Here is an 18763-nt window from a genome sequence, read left to right on the forward strand (position 1 = left end):
TCAAAAGGGGAGATTGGTATGGAAAAAACAAGTGCCATCAACAAAACCGCCTGGGAATACCGCGCCTATGAATTTTGGAATCAACGCGACGGATCGCCGGCGGACAAGGCGAAAGCAATCCTGGCCGATCCAAAAGCGAATCTGAAGAAGCATCAGCATTATTTTGGGGAAGTGATTGGCAAGCGGATTGCCAACTTGTGCGGCTCGAACGGACGCAAAGCGGTTCCGCTGGCGTTACTCGGTGCTGACGTCACGGTCTTCGACATCTCGGAAGAAAACCGCCGTTATGCACTGGAACTTGCCGCCTGTACCGGGACAGAAATTGAATACATCGTCGGTGATATTTACGAAATGGATTTGAACCGGTATCGCAACCAGTTTGATGTTTTGTATCTTGAAGGCGGGATATTACATTATTTTCATGATCTGGAGGCGTTCGCGGCGATTTTGTTTGCCTTGCTCAAGCCGGGCGGGAAGCTGATTTTAAGCGACTATCACCCGATCAAACATTGTATTGATGAAGACACGTACATCCCGCGTTATTTCGATCAGGATGTGTACGAAGACAAAATCGCCTATCAATCACATTTTGATCCCGCTGAGCAAACGGAGTTTCCGAAGGTGATGCTGCGTCACTATACGATGAGTGAGATCGTAAACACGGTCATCCGGAGCGGCTTCACCCTCGCACAACTGGACGAGCACCGGGGCTGGAACGGCGAAAACATCCCGTGGGAATTCACGCTCGTCGCGACGACATAAAACCCGGCATCCATTTACGGATGCCGGGTTTGTTTTTCGATGGCGTGAAAGATAGGCTGCAAACTCTCGCCGATTGGTGTCAGACGATAGATGGATGCCGGTCGTTCGATGACTCCGCGTTGTTCGAGTTGCGCGAGACAAACGGTCAACTCAGGTGTGGAATGTGCTGATCCGACTGCTGTCAGTTGTTCGAAGGAACAGGGAGCTTGCAACAGCACCCGAATAATCTGCATCTCGAACTTGGTCCCGAGGATCTGGACCGTATGGTCAAGTGCGCGTATATCAGATGTCATGTGATACACCTCCTCAACGTAACGGCGGGAAGTGCGGCAAAACATAGGTTCCGAGTTCATCAATGACCTCTTCCGCCGGTCGTTCACTGTCGAACAGGGCGAAGAAAAGGTGGTTGACACCTAGGTCACGGTAGAGATGGAGCAGTTCAATCAAACGATTGCGTCCGATTCGGAATCCAAGTCGGATCGGTGTCGGTTCTTCATCCGGATCAGCAGATAGATCGAGATGCATTGGCATCGAAAACGGGCGGAACCGGGTTATTCCGGCGTCTTGACTTGTCCGGCGCCAATCCTCAATCGCTTTTGCCTGTTCCAAAGGTCCTTGCGGATAATACATCCAGCCGTCCCCGTTGGTTGCAAGCCAGTCCATGTTTTGTTGGGCAAACCCGGTAATCATCGTCGGAATCCGCTTCTGTGGTCGCGGCACGAGTGTCGCACCGGTGACGTCGCCGTACTCAGACTGAATCGTCGGGTAGTCCGTATACAATGCTTGTTCCATCACGCGTAACGCTTCTTTAAACTGGACACCCCGACTCGGATGATCAATCCCGAGACCATGAAAATCCGCTTGCCGGTCGCCGGACGAAACACCGAGTATCAGCCGTTCCGGGAACAATGCGTCAATCGTCGCGAGTTCTTTGGCAGCCCGTAACGGGTGACGGAGCGGCAGGACCAAAGCAGATGTTCCGAGGGCAATCTGTTTCGTCTGACTGAGTAGGTGAGTACCATAAATCAACATGTCATAAATTTGACCGACGGCAGGATCAAGAAAATAAGGATCTTTCAACAGCACGTCGCGTAACCAAAGGGTTGTAAAACCAAACTGATCGGCTTTTTGTGCCAGCTCGATTTGTTTCGCGAGGGTCGGTGTCTGCATCTTAAAATTCTCCAGTGGAATGTGGAGACCGAGCGTCAGCTCACCTTCCCGGTACATCCGCCGGTAACTGGCATGATTGTCAAGCATGAAATTTCCTCCTTACTGGTGTTCGAGACGACGGGAGACGGCAGTCAAAATGACGGCGAGAATGACCATGATGCCACCGACCCACGGTGTGTGAACGAGTCCAATCGTGTCGGCGACAAGTCCGCCGATCGTTGCACCGAGGGCGATCCCGATGTTAAAGGCGGAGATGTTTAACGCAGACGCGACATCGACGGCAGCCGGGACATATTTTTCAGCGAGCTGAACGATATAGAGTTGCAGTCCCGGGACATTCATGAAGGCTAAAAGTCCCATCAAGATGATGCCGATGATACCGGCGACTTTAAACGGAATCATGAATGACAAGGCGATCATGACGATGGCGTGCAAAATGAACATATAGAACAATGCTTTAATCGGATTGCCGTTGGCGAGTTTTCCACCTACTGCGTTGCCGATCGCGACGGCAATGCCGTAGACGAGCAGGATGATGCTGATCAGGCTCGGACTGATTTTCGTCACGTCCTGCATGATCGGCGTCAAGTAGGTGAAGGCGACAAACGTTCCACCGTAACCAAGCGCAGTGATTAAGAAACCGAGCAGCAGACGCCCGTTCGTCAACAATTTAAACATGTCGGAAAACTTCGCTGGTGGAGATTGTTTCAAGTCTTTTGGAATTAAGAAGAAACTGGCGATGATTGAGACAAGACCTAATGCGGCTACTGCGAAGAACGTCGCGCGCCAACCGAACGCTTGACCGATGAACGTACCAAGCGGGACGCCGGTAACCGTTGCGACAGTCAGTCCGGTGAACATCAAGGCGATGGCACTGGCTTTTTTATCTGCCGGTACGAGCTGAACGGCAATCGTCGCACCAATCGAGAAGAAGACACCGTGCGAGAATGCGGTGATAAAACGGGCGACGATCAACAGTTCAAAACTGGGAGCGACGGCAGAGACGAGATTACCGGCTATAAAGATGACCATCAATGCCATCAGTAACGTTTTCCGGTTCATCCGGTTCGTTAAAGCAGTCAGAATCGGGGCACCGACGGCGACGCCAATCGCGTAACCGGAAATGATCAACCCGGCAAGAGTGATGCCGATATTTAAGTCACCGGCGATGGCAGCAAGCAATCCGACCGGGACGAATTCTGTTGTTCCGATGCCGAAAGCGCTGATTGCAAGGGCAAGCAGGGCGAGGCGACCGTTTTTAGGAACCTGTTCCTGTTCGGAACGGGGGTTTAATTGATTCATGATAATTCCTCCTAAGGTTGAAATGAATAAAAAACAGTTTGTTGCCGGCAGACCGGGCCCAGTCTGCTTGATGAGAAGGAGAAGCTTCTGCATCCCATCATAGAGTGGCAAGTTGAATTAAGAAAGTACGCACTTTCAAGTACCATAGGCACTAAAAAGTACCTTACCTACTTTCATCAAATCAATGGACGAAAGCAACTTGTACTTTCTGTTGACAGTTGTTATCATAAACCCATCAAATGCACTTGAGAAGTACGCACTTTTAAGTACGATAGGCACTAAAAAGTACCTGTCCCGCTGTACTCCAAGAATCGAAAGGAAGAATCAGCATGGCCTATAACATTCCGGTCGAAGCGACGCTGCAAGTCATCGGAGGCAAATGGAAAGTCGTCATCATGTGTCATCTCATCAAAGGGGAACGACGGACGAGTGAGTTGAAGAAGCTGATGCCGAACATCACGCAAAAAATGTTGACGCAACAATTGCGCGAGCTTGAACAGGACGGTGTCATCATCCGGACCGTCTACGAACAAGTCCCACCGAAAGTCATCTATTCCTTGTCCGACTACGGTTGGTCATTGCGTCCGATTCTCGACGCCATGTGTGCGTGGGGCGAAGGACATATCGATTTGACGGGTGAGGAAGTCGTTTCTTCTTAAAGCGGACCATCATACTGCACAGCAAAACGACCGTCCTGATTTCAGGCGGTCGTTTTTGTTAGTACGATTGAAGTGTTTGACCGTGCGAAAGGATTAGAGATTAAAACGGAAAATTCCTTATTAAGGAAATTCATTTCTTAATAGGAGCTGGTCCGTTTATGCTGTCTGTCGATGCATGGTTTTACATTTATTTTGCAATTGGAGCAGTGGTTGTTTTTCTCATCGGTTGCGGGATTGCCAAGAAAACACAAAAGCAGGATAGCGGCTTTTCGTTTATCCTGCTGATGAGTGTGGTGTTATTTGCGGCTCTAGCTTACTGGTTCAACGGTGCGGCTAAAGAAGTGTTCATGGGAACATTACCTTGGCTGATCAATCTCATATTCGGCGGCGTACTTCTGATCATGTTCCTTGCCGGTTCGAAAATGATGTTCAAAAGAATATAAAGGTCAGTTGCAATCGACGGACGGTTTCTTTCATAGGACCATCCGTATGTACGTGGTTAAAGAGGGTGACGACTCCCTCGTCGTTCGATGACGAGAATGTGATCCGTGATTTCTTCCGGTTCGTCGTCGAACGGATCATACGTGATTCGTTCGGACAACCGGATTTGGTATTGCTCCAAACCCTCGATGGTTTGCAAATAGTCGGGCAATCTTTCGGTCGGTTCCGTTAACGTTGAATCGGTAAAAGGAAAATTATCGTCGTTCGAATTATTTGTATGGATAAAAACGGCGTCCAATCCTGCATCCAACTGGGACAGTTCGATCCAGAGCTGGTACGGTTGTCCCCACGTTTGAAGAGCGGTGTCGAGCTCGTTCATCAGATGAAACAAGGCCTTGACATGTGCTGTTCGCATCTTAAGGTGACCGTTTCCGTGTCCGTCAAAATCGAGGTGGACGTGCCAAAAATCGAACCAGCTGTCAGGACTGAAATCGAGCGGATGGGCGCTGAGTTGTTGTTCTTTTTGCAGATTTCGGAAGTAACGGCGTTTGCCTCTGAATTTTTTCATGCCTTTAGTCCTCCTGTACATGAATCGAGTTATTTAATTATCATTTTTACATATCAAACTAGGTTAAATGAAACGAATCGGGTAATTCCTGATTTAATATCGTTAATTTCTGTTTTTACTTGGTGATAAATGGAAAGTCCTATATAATGTGAATTAACATTGGTTCACTTTAAATACATCTTTAGTGAACTATGAAATGAGGAGGTTTTTACATTGGAAAAATTTTCTTCAGATATCCGTTTAGTCTCTCAAAGAATTCAGCAAATTCAACATTCGATTTCTACCGAAGAAGCTACTAAAACTGCTTTAATTATGCCATTTTTTCAAACGTTGGGTTATGACGTATTTAATCCGGCAGAGTTTACTCCTGAGTATATTGCTGACGTCGGAATAAAAAAGGGTGAAAAGGTTGATTATGCAATCATGGATCAGGGACAGCCGACTATTCTTATTGAAGCTAAATCAATCCGAGAACCGCTCACGAAACATGATTCGCAACTGTTTAGGTACTATGGAACGACACAAGCTAAGTTTGCTATTTTAACGAATGGCGACACTTATCGATTCTACACGGATTTAGAAACACCCAACGTAATGGATACTGTTCCATTCTTTGAAATTACACTGTCTACCATTAAGGATAATGAAATCAAAGAGCTGTACAAATTTAAAAAACAAGAATTTAACGTCAACACGATTCTCTCTACAGCAGAGGAACTAAAATATTTAAGTGCGATTAAAGAACAGTTAAAAACACAATCACAGTTACCGAGCGACGAGTTTATTAGATTACTGATTCAAGACTGCTATCAAGGGATTAAAACGCAAACTGTGGTTGATAAGTTTAGACCTATCGTTTCAAAAGCGTTTACGCAGTTCATGAATGAGAATATGAATGAACGAATCAAACATGTAATTTCAGGAGACTCGGAATCATCGACGGTCTCTGTTCCTTCCTCATCAGAGTTAGAAGCAGAAAATACCATCGATGAACCGACTATAGATATTCCATCACAGCCTTCGATTGAAACCACACAAGAAGAAATTGAGGGGTATGCGACCGTAAAGGTGTTACTTGGATCGACAGTCGATAAAAATCGGATTTTTTATCGGGATAACGCGAGCTACTTTAACATTCTCATTGATGATAGTAATCGGAAATGGGTCTGTCGTTTGCACCTTAATTCATTAACAAATAAATATATAACTTTCCGTGATGAACCGAATGTGCGACATAAAATTAATGAAGTATATGAAATCGAACAATATAAAGAGCGCTTATCAGATATCGTCAACGAAATCATTGCTTCAACTTAATTTCCTTATTTAGATGTCTGTCTTCACAGAATTTATGGCTAGGAAGCCCGCTGCTTCAGTGGTTGGAATGTCAGTTCCAATTCTTACTTTTGATAGCGAGGGCATTGACGTGATTTCCGACATGAATCGCTTTTAAGGGAAAGGGTAACCAAAACCAGCCCTGCATCGTAGCGTAGCGGCGTACAAGATTGGCGCTAAGAGGCGATTTGAGAAAAAAATGAAATGAGCGGCTAAACATTCATGAACAGCAGATTTTTAATTGTTCTACAACATGCCTACCTTTAGCGAGGTAGGTTTTTTTATTTTATTTCAGTAATTTTATTTTAATTTGTTGACGCTTTCAATTAAAACATTGTTTCTTAAATGAGGACTTGCTATACTGTTGGTGAACAAGGGGAACTTGCGCACGGATCACAGATCAACGAGCGATGTACAGTCAAAACGATGTTTTATATTACATTGTCTTATAACGGCCAATGATTTCATTAAAGGGGAGCTGAGCACATGGGACAGAAACTCAACTGGACGGCAACACTCGGATTGACGACGGCGCTACTCGCTGCGTCGCTGCCGATGCAAACGGTCGCGGCGGAAACGACACCTTCCGTCACGGAGCGGGTCGACGCACAACTCGATCAGATGACGCTCGAACAGAAAATCGGACAAATGATCATGCCGGATTTCCGGCTGTGGGACGGGGTCGACCATACGCAGCTGGCACCGGAAGTCGGACGGGTCATCGACCGGTTTGATTTAGGCGGCGTCATCTTGTTTGCGGAAAATGTCAATGCAACGGAACAGACGACGAAACTGGTCCATGACTTGCAGGAAGTCGTCAAAAGTGACGCGAGTAACGACATTCCACTGTTCGTGACGATTGACCAGGAAGGTGGCATCGTCACACGCCTCGGGACGGGGACGAATTTACCGGGCAACATGGCACTCGGGGCGACCCGTAGTCCGGTTTACGCGGAAGCGGCAGGAAGCATCATCGGGTCCGAGTTGAACGCCCTCGGAATCAACGTCAACTTTGGTCCGGTCCTAGACGTCAACAACAATCCGGGCAATCCCGTCATCGGTGTTCGCTCGTTTTCAAGTGATCCGCAGCTGGTCGGGAAACTCGGTTCGGCGATGACGCAAGGCATTCAGAAGCAAGGAGTCGCTGCGACGGCGAAACACTTCCCGGGACACGGGGATACGGCAGTCGACTCGCATTACGGCTTACCGGTCGTCGACAAATCACTGGCTGAACTGAAACAGCTGGAACTGATTCCGTTTAAACGGGCGATTGCGGAAGGCATCGACATGATCATGACGGCACATATCGGGATGCCGCAAATTGAAGATGAAGTCGTCGAGTCAAAACAAGGAACGTTCCCGCTGCCGGCGACGTTGTCGGATGACGTCATCACCGGTGTCTTACGGGAAGAGCTCGGCTATGAGGGACTTGTCGTCACCGATGCCTTGAACATGCAAGCGATTGCCGACAACTTTACGGAATCGGAAGCCGTCATCAAGACGTTTAAAGCAGGCGTCGATATCGCCTTGATGCCGACGATTTTAAGATCTGCGAACGATGTAACGAAACTGGAATCGATTTTTGACGATGTGATTGCAGCCGTTGAAGCCGGTCAATTATCGGAAGCAACGATTGACGCATCCGTCGAACGAATTTTGACGTTAAAAGCAACGCGCGGCATTTGGAACGAAACAGTCGACGCGGTGACGCTCGACGAAAAACTCGTACAAGCAAGAACGGTCGTCGGCAGTCCGGAACATAAAGCACTTGAACGAGAAATGACGGAGGCAGCGGTCACGCTCGTCAAAAATGATAAGAAAACACTGCCGTTCAAACCGAAGAAAGGCGAGACGATACTCGTCCTGTCACCGGCAAAAGATCAGACGGACAGTATGGTCAAGACGATCCGGTCGCTTGAAAAAAACGCCGGTAACCTGAAACGCGTCAACATCTTGACGGAAAATTATACAGCGTCGACACCGCACCTGGAGCAAAACCAGGTCTTGCAAGAAAAGCTGGATGCGGCAGACTACATCATCATCGGCTCAAACGTCAACAACAGTGACAAGCTGAAAGCGACGTCGGCGGATCATTATGTACCGGCGGAAGTCTTCCGTCAGGCGAAACGCACAAAAACACCGTCTGTCATGCTCAGTCTCCGGAATCCGTATGATGTCGCCGTGCAACCGGACGCGAAAGCGCAACTGCTTGTGTACGGTTTTAAGGGCGATCCGAATGGTCCCGATTCGGAAGCCGGGAACACGAAATCGGCCGGACCGAATTTACCGGCAGGAATCCGTGCCATCTTTGGTGAAGTGAAACCACAGGGGAAACTGCCGGTCGATGTCCCGAAATTTGAGGATGGTCTCTTTAAAGAGGCGCTTCATCTCGAGTTTGGAGACGGGTTCCGGAATTGGAACCGGTAAGTGTGAAGGGAATAGATGAGCTCAATCAATCGGATTGGGCTTTCCCTATTGACTCTTTTGCAATAAAATTTTAATGGTTTGTTAAGAAGAGTAAACTAAAGTTTTTTAAAAGGTTACATAGTGAGTAGAGAGGGTGTTGACGATGTTAGATAAATTAGCAACAGAACGACGAAACGAACGAACGATGCACCTGGACGACATGGCGGTCGAAGACATGTTGACCGTCATGAACGCGGAAGATCAAACGGTCGCCACTGTCATTCGACAGGAAATCCCGGTCATCAAACAAGTCGTCGAGCGCGTCATTCAGTCGTTTCAAGTAGGTGGGCGCTTGATTTACATCGGAGCCGGCACGAGCGGGCGACTCGGTGTCCTCGACGCGGCGGAATGTGTGCCGACGTTCGGTGTCTCGCCGGACATGGTCGTCGGACTGATTGCGGGTGGGGAACGGGCACTGATTCAAGCCGTCGAAGGGGCGGAAGACAGTCAGACGCTTGCTGTTGAAGATTTACAGGCACTTAAAGTAAACGTAAACGACACCGTCATCGGCATCGCGGCGAGCGGGCGGACACCGTATGTCATCGGCGGACTGGATTATGCACACGAAGTCGGTGCGACGACGGCTGCCCTGTCCTGTAACAAACAAGCGGTCATCAGTAAGCACGCGCAGTACAAGATTGAAGTCGAAACCGGACCGGAAGTCTTGACCGGTTCGACTCGACTCAAGGCGGGCACGGCACAAAAACTTGTCCTGAACATGATTTCGACGGCGGCGATGATCGGCGTCGGAAAGGTGTATCAAAACTTGATGGTCGACGTCCAGTCGACGAACGAAAAGTTAGAAGTCCGTGCGAAACGGATGATTGTCGAAGCGACCGGGGTTGACGGAGAGACGGCAGCGCGTACTTTCACTTCGGCGAACGGTCACGTCAAGACGGCGATCGTGATGATTTTAGCCGACATATCGTATGATGAAGCAGTCGAACGCTTGCACCGCGCAAGCGGATTCGTCCGTGATGCACTTTAAGGGGGGATAAAAGATGAAAAAAGAAGAAATCTTGGCGGAAGCCATCCTCGCACAGGTCGGGGGAACGGATAACATTCGGCAACTCGCCCACTGCATGACACGGGTCCGGTTGTCGCTGAAAGACCCGACGAAAGCAGACATCGAGGCACTTAAACAAATCGACGGTGTCATGGGTGTCATCGATGACGAGACGTTGCAACTCGTCGTCGGACCGGGGACGGTCAACCGGGTCGCGGATTATCTCAGCCGCACGACAGGACTTGCAATCGGTGAGGAATCGGTCGATGAAAACTTGACGTTCGAGGAACGGGCCGCGATCGAACGGCAAAAAGTTAAAGAGAAACAAAAGTCCCCGTTCAAGCGCTTCTTACGCCGGATCGGGAACATCTTCATCCCGCTCATCCCGGGACTGGTCGCATCCGGAATCATCAACGGCGGAGCGAACTTCGCGAAGAATGCCGGAGTCGATGCAACAGTGACCTGGATGCAGATTCTATTGTTACTCGGAAGTACCGTCTTTGCCTACTTAGCGATCCTCGTCGGCTGGAATACGGCGAAGGAGTTTGGCGGCACACCTGTCCTCGGAGCGATTGCCGGCGGGATTTTATTTAATCCGTTACTCGTCGACATCGTCATATACGGGGAACCGCTCGTCGTCGGTCGGGGCGGACTGTTTGGTGTCATCTTTGCCGCCTGGCTAATGACCTATCTTGAAAAACACATCCGCCGCTTCATGCCGGTCTCGATCGATATCATCTTTACACCGCTGTTTACGGTCTTGATTGTCGGCTTTACGGCACTTTATGCAATCATGCCGGTCGCCGGCATCTTGTCCGACGGCATCATGTTAGGCATCAATGCAACGCTTGAAGTCGGTGGACCACTCGCCGGTGCCGTGCTCGCCGGATTCTTCCTGCCGCTCGTCATGGTCGGTCTCCATCATGGCTTGACACCGATTCATTTGGAGCTCCTGAACACGATTGGCGATACGCCACTCTTACCGATTCTCGCGATGGCAGGTGCCGGACAAGTCGGGGCGGCACTGGCGATTTTCGTCAAGACGCGGAATCAGCGTTTACGTAACATCATCAAGGGGGCGATTCCGGTCGGTTTCCTCGGAATCGGTGAACCGCTATTGTACGGGGTCACGTTGCCGCTCGGTCGTCCATTCTTGACGGCTTGTATGGGAGCGGCCGTCGGTGGCGCGTTCCAGGCGACGATGAAGACGACGGCGCTTGGAATCGGTGTATCCGGTCTATCGTTGACACCGTTGATTGATAACGGGATGTACTTGACGTATATCGCCGGTCTTATCATCTCGTACGCGGCAGGATTCCTGTTTACGTATTGGTTTGGCTTTAAGGAGGAAATGGCAGACGGGATTTAACGGGGATAGAGGATTTCAGAAGAAATATAAAGATGGAAGATCACGGTTGAGGTGATGTTCCATCTTTTTTTTGGCTCCCGGCCCATTCAAAATCAATGAGCAAAAAACTGATTCACTGATTTATCGGACTTCAGCTGATTCCGGATCAGCTTTTTCAAGTCCTGTTCCTGTTCGATTGTGCTGAGTTGCGTGTTGTACCACCCGTCAAGCTGTTCCCGCGTCACCTTGAAGGTATAGTCCGGGAACGAAAAGGTGATGTGGTCGACATTGTCGATAAGTGCAAAGAGATAGGTTGCATTATACAAGACCGTTTCTTTGATTTCTTGTTCAACTTCTTCTGTCTCAATTTCTTTATAATCTAAAGTGATTCCGTACGGTGTTTGTTTGGTTTCAAGAGCGATCTGTCGCAACTCTTGATGGTGTGCCAATTGCTTGACGATCGTTCCGACAGCACTGTTATCACCGACATAAGTATGTTTGTAGTGGAACAGGTCCACCTTTGAATCAGCACGTTGGCTGTAGCCGTTCCAAATCAGTACGAGGCAGACAATCGACAACAATGGGATTAAAATTCGTTTCATTGATAATCGCTCCTTTAAGTATCTCCCCCTCATGGTATCATAATTTGTAGAATACCTTCTAAAAAATTCTTATATTGGGACTTTAGTAACAATTCGTCAAGAGTGAACATCTAGTCAATCAAGAGGAGTGAAGCAGATGAAAGGACTCGCCGTTTATTTAAGTGAACCGTTGACTGATGAGGCGAAAGGCAACATCCGGCAGATGCGGACAATTGGTTTTACCTCAATCTTTACCTCATTACATATTCCGGAAGATGACCCGACGCTGTATACGGAGCGCTTGCGGGATCTCGGGGCGTTCGCTCGGGAGCTCGAGATGGAACTCGTCGCGGATATCGCACCGAGTTCGCTTGCCGCACTCGGCAAGACGTGGGACGATGCTGCTACCTTAATCGAATGGGGCGTGACCGGTCTGCGGGTCGATTATGGCATCACGCCGAAGCAGGTCGCGGACTTGTCAAAACAGATGATGGTCGCCTTAAACGCTAGTACATTGACGGCAGAGGAGCTCGCTGCGATGAAAGCGGAGGGGCTTGTCCTTGAGCAGGTCGAAGCGTGGCACAACTTTTATCCGCGACCGGAAACGGGGCTTGACCGAGACTGGTTCCACGATAAAAACCGCTGGCTCCGTGAACAGGGAATCCGTGTCCAGGCGTTCATTCCGGGAGACGGACAACTGCGTGGTCCGCTTCATGCCACGTTACCGACGCTCGAAGACCACCGCAGGAGATCACCGTTTGCCTGTTATCTCGAGCTTCAAGCATCCGTCGACCGGATTCTGATCGGAGACCCGGGTTTGTTGGCGAGCACGATGAAACAGTTTGCTGCCTATCAGGAGGGAATCATTGTCCTCCGGGCGACGGGTCAAAGCGATGATCCGTTGTTGACGCGCGTACAGACGAACCGGTTGGATCCGGCACGCGACGTCATCCGGTCCGTCGAGTCGCGTAGCTCCGGGCACCCAGGCAATGGATGGCTTGAACCCGCGACCGTATCAGACCGGCCTGTCGGCTCGATCACGATCGACAATCTTAAGTACGGACGGTACGCCGGCGAATTGCAAGTCACGAAACGGAATCTTGCGGGCGACGAACGGGTCAATGTCATCGGTCGCGTGATCGAGGCGGATCGGCCGTTGCTGCAACAGATTGGGCCCGGGGGACTTTTTCGGCTTGAGTGGGTAGAGTTGTAAGTAAGCAACTCACTCACCGAAAGGATGAAGCAGCAATACTGAATATAAATGATAGAGGGGGAGGACGATGGAGGACAAACTTTTTTTGAAATTAAAAAACGGGGATGTACATTTTATTGATGATTTTGTTGATTTTAATATGTTCATGGAATCGATTGATGGTTTTTTGGAACACCACGAGACAGCTGCACATTATACGACCCAGTTTTTTAGACTGTCAGTTGATCGGGGAAACGCCTTGGCGTTTCATGTCAACGAGTTGGTATGTGTCTATCTTGAACGAAATACAAAAGTCGATGAATCGTCAAGTGAGCGAACACAGGAAACGAGGAAGGAAACGGAATTAAAAGAATCGTCCTGATTGGCTCCAGGGGCTCCGGCAAGTCGACGTTAGCTAAACAACGCAGCCGTGTCTTGAAACGGAAAATACGCCATGAACCAAGAACAGATATGACAGCAGGGTGTCCAGAAAAAATCGATTTTGCTTTTTTTAAATAGATTTGGAATAATCCAAACGTATAACGACCGGATATCCAATCGAAACTCAATCAAGTGACATCGACGAAAACCAACATCGTATTGAAATCCCGGAACGACGTTTGTCAATTATTGGAGACAGCTACTTAATCGAAATCCAGACAAAATGGACGTCAATCCTCTGAGAATTGCTCAGAGAGGGGACGTCCACTTTGTCTGGCTGAAATCTTTTCTACATTGAACCTGAGACTCGGGTGAAAAGTAATCAATCATTGTCAGGATGAAGTGAAACGCAACAGCATCAAATCAATTACTTACAATTAAGTTGGCAAACAATTTTCGGTACTGAAACGGAGACTCAATTCTCGTAGTTTAGCAACAAGTTGTTCTTCGAGCAAACCGTTTAACGGAATCTGTTCATCTGCATAGGTAGCTAGATCGACATGACTACCGATCATGACCGAATGAACGGCACCTTTAAACATCTCGATGTCGTTTGCATCGTTCCCGAACGCGACATATCCTTCTGTTGTAATGCCCATGATGTGAAGAGCATTTCGTTTATGAATGCCTTTTGGACTGATGTCGAGCACCTGCTCTTCACCATGCGAATGTGAAACGACATCAATCTCGCGTAATGCTTCCGAAAAGTCCGGCATACTCGTTGCACTTAAAATCAGGACTTTTATAATGGTGTCATGTTCTGTCAGACTTACATTTTTTGCAGAGTGTAATGGATCCAGATTCTTGCGAATCGGGTGAGATATAGTCCCTGTGTAGCTGTAGTTCCACAAACCGTCAACTAAGTAGGTGGCATCCATCTGTTGAATCAGTTTTTGGATGTAGATGACGTCAGATTGAGAAAAGTGCTTCGAATAGACGATTTCTCCACGATGAGAAACTAACGATCCGTTTCCACCAATCAGCAGGTGATGATGAAATGTTTCCGGAAGGACCGGTAACAAATCGCGAATCGGTCGGGCTGAAGCGAAGATGACGCGGTGCCCCACTTTTTCAAGCGAATGAAGCGCCTTTGTAATGGGTTGAGACAACGGCAACCCTTGAAAACAGAGAGTTCCGTCCAAATCAAAAACAAAATTCATGATGATTCTCCTTATTTTTTTATGAATGAAGCGATTTTGAAATCGTCCAGTTTTTCCGAATCGCTTCAAGGACAACCTCCGGATCATCCCAGTGCAAGATGTGGGAAGTCGACGGAGCAGATATTACCGTCCCACCGGTTTTCTCCTGCCAGATGGCAATCGCTTCTTGGCGGAACGGTTCATCCGAGACGGGTAACGTCGCCCGCAGCAACAGTACGTTGTCTCCCGGGACGTCGTCAAGGAAGTCGAGAATTTCGTCCTGATACATTGCCGCCAGGATCGCACGCGCCGTTTTCGCACGGGCATGCCAGTAATACCGTCCGTCCTGCATCCGGACGAAATCTTGTCCGGCCAAGTCAAGTAACGGCGACCGGCGCATCTTCGGTCCATAGACAGCGACGTCTAAAAACGCTTCGAGTGTCGCAACCGATTCTTCGAAGTCGGTCTCGTAAAAGGCCGCTTCCTGTTCGAGCGGTGTGGCCCGCAACCGTTTACTCTGATACCCGCCGTCAATCAAAATCGAGCCGCGGACCCGCTCCGGCTGTTCCTTCTGATAAAAGAGCGCGATGAAACTACCCCAGGAGTGCGAGAGAAAATAGAAGTCTTGGATATGTAGAAGTTCAAACAGTTGGTTCAGCCAATCGGAAAAGCGGGCAAACTGATAATCACGTTCGTCCGTGAACGGTGCCGTTTTTCCGTGACCCGGGGCGTCAATCGAAACAATCCGGTAGTCATGTTTCAAGGCATCAGCCAGTTCAATAAAGCTGAGGCTTGTTCCGCCGAGGCCGTGCAGGCAAAAAATCACCGGACGGTCCGGTTCGCCCCATTCGGTGACCTGTGTAGAGGTACCTGCGCATTCAATGTTATACCGTTTCATTTGACTTCCTCCGTTTCGATAGGTGAGTTCTTACTTTTTAACCATTATTATACATCATTTATTGTATACTGAAGCTAAGAAATTGAATGAAAACACTATGGAGGGAACGTGGAATGAAAATTACAGTGTCGACGCTTTGGACGGATCAGGTAAAACCGATGCAGGACTTTTACACTGGGACACTCAGTTTTCCGCTCGTCGAGGAGACGGAAACATCCTTTACGGTTCAAATCGGGACGAGTCAGCTTCGATTTGAACTGGACACAATGCAGCAAGAGAAACAATATCACTTTGCGTTCAATATTCCGGGGGATGCGTTTCAGCTGGCGAAAAATTGGTTGAGGCAACGTGTCCCGTTATTGGTCGAGAACGGGGAAGACGAAATTTATTTTGAAAACATCGATGCCCATTCTGTCTACTTTTACGATTCGGATGAGAACGTCGTTGAGTTGATTGCCCGGCGTGATGTCAATCCGAACAAGTCGCTAAAAACGTTTACGGTGGACGATATTCTCGATATTGGTGAAATGAACGTGACGACGCAGGACGTCGCCGGTGTCGGGGCAAGATTTGCTGAACTCGGTATCGTTCGGCGGGATCGTCAGCCAATCAAACCGGATTTCCTGAACTTCCTCGGAGAACCGGAAGACGGGACCCATCTGTTGCTCGGGCGCGCCGGACGGCCGTGGTTGTTTTCACCGAAAATAGCGCTGACGAGTCCGCTCGAGTTAGAGATCGATAATCAGATGCATGTCCGACTTGATCGGGAGGGTGTGCTGCATCGTAAATAAGAGGTAGAACTGTGTCTACGCGATTAAAAATGTGTTAATGACGTCTAAAAGAGGAAGGTGAATCATGAAAAGAGTCAATTTGTTCAAACGTTTTCTAGCTGCTGCTTTCCTGTTGTATGGAGGATACTTAGCTGTATTTGAAGGACCGGACACGCTTAGCATCGCTTTAATTTTAGCGGGCATTACCCAGTTAACGGTTGATTTAGTTTTTCCGAAGAACGATTCGGTTGATGAGCGGCAACGGTCCGTCCAGTCGAAGAGTGGAAGTACAACTTATGCTTTAAGTATTGTGTATGCGTTCTCTCTCTTAGCGCTCGTTCACTTTAATCTCATTCAACATGTCATGACGGCGTTATTGATCATGTTTAGCTTGCAAATGCTTACGTACACGGCAATGCTGTTCTTGTATAAACGCGTTATGTAGTAAAGATTAAAAATTGTTAAAAACGACGCTAACAAGCTCCTAATGCCCGAACGCTTGGCGCCCGTTAGCGACGGACGGACGTTTACTGATTGACAACGTATTTGTAATGTATTTAGTGAAGGTACATTGAAAGGAGAAGATGGTTTTGATTGAACTACCTCCACCTACGCTACGTTAAGAGGTGGAAGATTCCTGAGTTATCCGACCTATCGGTCGAAACTTTATCAGGCTAACCCCGTCGTCCCGACGGTTGAGAGTTAATCTTGTCAGTTTCTTTTACGCGGATGCCTACTTTGCTTGGTTTTCGCTACTTCGGTCATCCGCAAGGTGAACGTTGAAGATTTTACGTGACAGACGAACTCCCTGTCACAACCCTATATCTTCAGTTTTCAAAGAACATGACATTGATTTTATTCCTGATTTTGAGTGTTTTTAAACCAAGAATGTCGTGCAATTGACGTGTCTCAAGACACGTCTTGCCCGAAGGCGATTCATCTCCCACCTGCGCTGGGCTTCGCCCTGAGACGCTTAGAGGTGGGAGTATTCTCGCCTGATTTTGATAAATACTATATGGCTGCCATCGTAGCGATCATCATATCGGCTGTATTATTCTTTACGAGTACAAATGAGACAAAAGCAGGTGCAGTAATGCTAGCCATTTGTGTAGGTGCATTTGTAAAATTTACTGCAGATGGTGTATTGTCGACTGCTAAAAAATAAGTCTTAAAATAATTTGAATTGAGGCTGGAACAGAGCACGGTTTCGAGGGTATTTTTCTATGAGGAAAACCGAAGATGAAACGTAAACTAGGCTTCACTCTTGTAGTGGCAAACCTGAGAAAGTGGCCCATTCAGACTATTGCCTGAGGGCCAATCTGATAATATAGAACGAAAAAAGAAGGAATTGCGCATCTATGACGATGGCAATTCCTTCTTTCCATTCTAAGTCAGCTAGTCATATCGCATTCTAATAGTATTCCGACAGCTGCTCTCGTGACGCTTCCGTTAAATAACCGAGCGATAAGAAGCTTTGAACGAAGCGGAAAGAATCCGCAGGTTGATTCGGCGCCAGGTCGTCAGCGAAGTGATGCGGTGTCTTGTGCACCTCGATGCCGGCAGCCTGCAGTTTGACGAAGTCAAAGTCGAGGACGACCGTATCCGTCTCGTCCCAAGGGGGTTCTGAGTTCGAATAGAACTGATGGACGGTCTGTGCGAGTTGATTTGTTGTAGGGTTCAGCTCAAACAGTAAATAACCGCTATGCGGACTTTCCGTGTGAAGGTTTGTAGAGATGCCGCCCCGGGCAACGATTGCCGGTAAAAACTGACGATGGGTGTAGTGTCTGAGAATCATGCCGGCCGGCCTCCTTTTGCTATCAAAATTGACTGTTTTGCATTTTGTTCAACAATTGATCAAACGTTTGATGATCGTTTTTCGTAAAGGACTGGAAGTAACGCTCGTCGATGACTTCGATGACCGGCGCGGATGCCTGGACGAGTGTTTCCCCGTCCGCCGTCAGAACGATCCGTTTTTCACGGTCAATCCGTTTACGGGTTAAGAGTCGGTTTTGCATCAGTTTTTTAAGCGTCTGTGAAATCGATCCGCTCGAGAGCTCGAGTGTCGTCTCAAGCGACTTTTGTGTCGCGCTCTCTAGTTGGTACAACGTATAGAGCATATCGAATTGAGAACGCGAGAGTTCCCATTGTTTTAACGTATCATTGACTTCTTTGACGTAACGATTGTGGATGCGTTGGATCGATTGCCAGTGTCCAATCGATGAAAAGGCAGCATGTGGATTCATCGAACTTCCCCTTCCTGTTGTTGTGTACTATGGAGCTGCATTACAAGTTGATGTAACGCGTGTTGTTGCGATGTGGTCAAGGCATGAAATTGATTCGCTTGAAAACGTTCGTACTTCGGTAAGACTTCGTTTAAAAACCGTTCTCCAGCCGGTGTCAGATGGAAATAGTTGACCTTGCGGTGACGTTGTTTTTCGATCAGTCGCTTGGCGAACAGCTTTTTAATCCCTTGAGAGATCGTCCCGTCCGTGACATGAATCAGGCGGGCGATTTCTTTTTGACTTGTACACGTCGTCGACTTTAAGCAGCGCAAGACCTCGAACATCGTGTGCGAGAGGTCCCACGTCTTTAAGAAGGCATTGACTTGTTTCGTTTGATGATTGTGGTACGTCGTAATCGTGTTCCAGCATGCGATCGATAATGTCTCTGTATTGGGTTGCATAT

General features: G+C 48.2%; 21 protein-coding genes and 1 pseudogene. 12 read left to right on the forward strand and 10 right to left on the reverse strand.

All coding sequences use genetic code 11. The annotated features are described in order from the left end of the window. Positions 1-18 precede the first annotated feature (18 nt). Positions 19-762 (forward strand): class I SAM-dependent methyltransferase, encoded by a 744-nt coding sequence (locus A0126_RS06565; protein WP_088836938.1) that lies wholly within the window; start codon positions 19-21, stop codon positions 760-762. Between the two features lie 14 nt (positions 763-776). Here A0126_RS06565 and A0126_RS06570 read toward each other — a convergent pair whose 3' ends face one another. Genes A0126_RS06570 through A0126_RS06580 form a run of 3 tightly spaced genes read right to left on the reverse strand, consistent with a single transcriptional unit; the run spans position 777 to position 3234 of the window. Then, entirely contained in the window at positions 777-1055 is a 279-nt protein-coding gene (locus tag A0126_RS06570) for a winged helix-turn-helix transcriptional regulator (RefSeq protein ID WP_157898472.1), read from the reverse strand. A 13-nt stretch (positions 1056-1068) separates the two neighbouring features. Beyond that, complete coding sequence (locus A0126_RS06575) at positions 1069-2019, reverse strand: TIGR03571 family LLM class oxidoreductase (protein WP_088836940.1); 951 nt, start codon at positions 2017-2019, stop codon at positions 1069-1071. A gap of 12 nt (positions 2020-2031) precedes the next feature. Further along, complete coding sequence (locus A0126_RS06580) at positions 2032-3234, reverse strand: MFS transporter (protein WP_088836941.1); 1203 nt, start codon at positions 3232-3234, stop codon at positions 2032-2034. Positions 3235-3563: 329 nt separating this feature from the next. Between A0126_RS06580 and A0126_RS06585 the strand changes: the two genes are divergently transcribed. Together A0126_RS06585 and A0126_RS06590 are read left to right on the forward strand one after the other, a co-directional pair. Next, entirely contained in the window at positions 3564-3893 is a 330-nt protein-coding gene (locus A0126_RS06585; protein ID WP_012370213.1) for a winged helix-turn-helix transcriptional regulator, read from the forward strand. 158 nt (positions 3894-4051) lie between these two features. Continuing rightward, complete coding sequence (locus A0126_RS06590) at positions 4052-4336, forward strand: hypothetical protein (protein WP_088836942.1); 285 nt, start codon at positions 4052-4054, stop codon at positions 4334-4336. Positions 4337-4392: 56 nt separating this feature from the next. On the opposite strand, the gene A0126_RS06595 is transcribed toward A0126_RS06590, so the two are convergent. Continuing rightward, complete coding sequence (locus A0126_RS06595) at positions 4393-4902, reverse strand: hypothetical protein (protein WP_088836943.1); 510 nt, start codon at positions 4900-4902, stop codon at positions 4393-4395. A 213-nt stretch (positions 4903-5115) separates the two neighbouring features. Here A0126_RS06595 and A0126_RS06600 point away from each other — a divergent pair, with 213 nt between their 5' ends. From A0126_RS06600 to A0126_RS06615, 4 genes are all read left to right on the forward strand, one after another. After that, entirely contained in the window at positions 5116-6219 is a 1104-nt protein-coding gene (locus A0126_RS06600; protein WP_088836944.1) for a type I restriction endonuclease, read from the forward strand. 504 nt (positions 6220-6723) lie between these two features. After that, complete coding sequence (locus tag A0126_RS06605; RefSeq protein WP_088836945.1) at positions 6724-8664, forward strand: glycoside hydrolase family 3 protein; 1941 nt, start codon at positions 6724-6726, stop codon at positions 8662-8664. A 142-nt stretch (positions 8665-8806) separates the two neighbouring features. Continuing rightward, positions 8807-9691, forward strand: a complete 885-nt coding sequence (gene murQ / locus A0126_RS06610) for an N-acetylmuramic acid 6-phosphate etherase (RefSeq protein ID WP_088836946.1) — start codon at positions 8807-8809, stop codon at positions 9689-9691. A 13-nt stretch (positions 9692-9704) separates the two neighbouring features. Further along, on the forward strand, positions 9705-11078 hold the full coding sequence (locus tag A0126_RS06615; protein ID WP_088836947.1) for a PTS transporter subunit EIIC: 1374 nt from the start codon (positions 9705-9707) through the stop codon (positions 11076-11078). Between the two features lie 92 nt (positions 11079-11170). On the opposite strand, the gene A0126_RS06620 is transcribed toward A0126_RS06615, so the two are convergent. Next, positions 11171-11659 carry a DUF4825 domain-containing protein gene (locus tag A0126_RS06620; RefSeq protein WP_088836948.1) on the reverse strand — a complete coding sequence of 163 codons (489 nt, stop codon included), beginning with the start codon at positions 11657-11659 and terminating at the stop codon, positions 11171-11173. Between the two features lie 136 nt (positions 11660-11795). On the opposite strand from A0126_RS06620, the gene A0126_RS06625 reads away from it, so the two are divergent. From A0126_RS06625 to A0126_RS19485, 3 genes and pseudogenes are all read left to right on the forward strand, one after another. Beyond that, positions 11796-12851 carry a DUF871 domain-containing protein gene (locus A0126_RS06625; protein WP_088836949.1) on the forward strand — a complete coding sequence of 352 codons (1056 nt, stop codon included), beginning with the start codon at positions 11796-11798 and terminating at the stop codon, positions 12849-12851. A gap of 67 nt (positions 12852-12918) precedes the next feature. Continuing rightward, the gene (locus tag A0126_RS06630; RefSeq protein ID WP_088836950.1) at positions 12919-13212 is read left to right on the forward strand and encodes a hypothetical protein; all 294 of its coding nucleotides are present in this window, start codon (positions 12919-12921) and stop codon (positions 13210-13212) included. Next, a pseudogene (locus A0126_RS19485) lies at positions 13194-13478 on the forward strand (hypothetical protein). The gene A0126_RS06630 and the pseudogene A0126_RS19485 overlap by 19 nt, the downstream one beginning before the upstream one ends. Before the next feature lie 170 nt (positions 13479-13648). Here the strand turns inward: A0126_RS19485 and A0126_RS06640 are convergent. Continuing rightward, positions 13649-14431, reverse strand: coding sequence for an HAD-IIB family hydrolase (locus tag A0126_RS06640; protein WP_088836951.1), 783 nt, complete (start codon positions 14429-14431; stop codon positions 13649-13651). Between the two features lie 19 nt (positions 14432-14450). After that, entirely contained in the window at positions 14451-15308 is an 858-nt protein-coding gene (locus A0126_RS06645) for an alpha/beta fold hydrolase (protein ID WP_088836952.1), read from the reverse strand. A 113-nt stretch (positions 15309-15421) separates the two neighbouring features. Between A0126_RS06645 and A0126_RS06650 the strand changes: the two genes are divergently transcribed. Both A0126_RS06650 and A0126_RS06655 read left to right on the forward strand, forming a co-directional pair. Then, complete coding sequence (locus tag A0126_RS06650; protein WP_088836953.1) at positions 15422-16099, forward strand: glyoxalase; 678 nt, start codon at positions 15422-15424, stop codon at positions 16097-16099. Positions 16100-16163: 64 nt separating this feature from the next. Then, positions 16164-16523 carry a DUF2178 domain-containing protein gene (locus A0126_RS06655; RefSeq protein WP_088836954.1) on the forward strand — a complete coding sequence of 120 codons (360 nt, stop codon included), beginning with the start codon at positions 16164-16166 and terminating at the stop codon, positions 16521-16523. A gap of 966 nt (positions 16524-17489) precedes the next feature. Here A0126_RS06655 and A0126_RS06660 read toward each other — a convergent pair. Genes A0126_RS06660 through A0126_RS06670 form a run of 3 tightly spaced genes read right to left on the reverse strand, consistent with a single transcriptional unit; the run spans position 17490 to position 18761 of the window. Further along, positions 17490-17873, reverse strand: coding sequence for a hypothetical protein (locus A0126_RS06660; RefSeq protein WP_088836955.1), 384 nt, complete (start codon positions 17871-17873; stop codon positions 17490-17492). 22 nt (positions 17874-17895) lie between these two features. Beyond that, positions 17896-18321, reverse strand: a complete 426-nt coding sequence (locus A0126_RS06665; protein WP_088836956.1) for a MarR family winged helix-turn-helix transcriptional regulator — start codon at positions 18319-18321, stop codon at positions 17896-17898. Next, positions 18318-18761, reverse strand: coding sequence for a MarR family winged helix-turn-helix transcriptional regulator (locus tag A0126_RS06670; protein WP_088836957.1), 444 nt, complete (start codon positions 18759-18761; stop codon positions 18318-18320). Before A0126_RS06670 ends, A0126_RS06665 begins: the two co-directional genes overlap by 4 nt. Between the last annotated feature and the right edge of the window lie 2 nt (positions 18762-18763).

This window comes from Exiguobacterium sp. N4-1P (assembly GCF_002214325.1).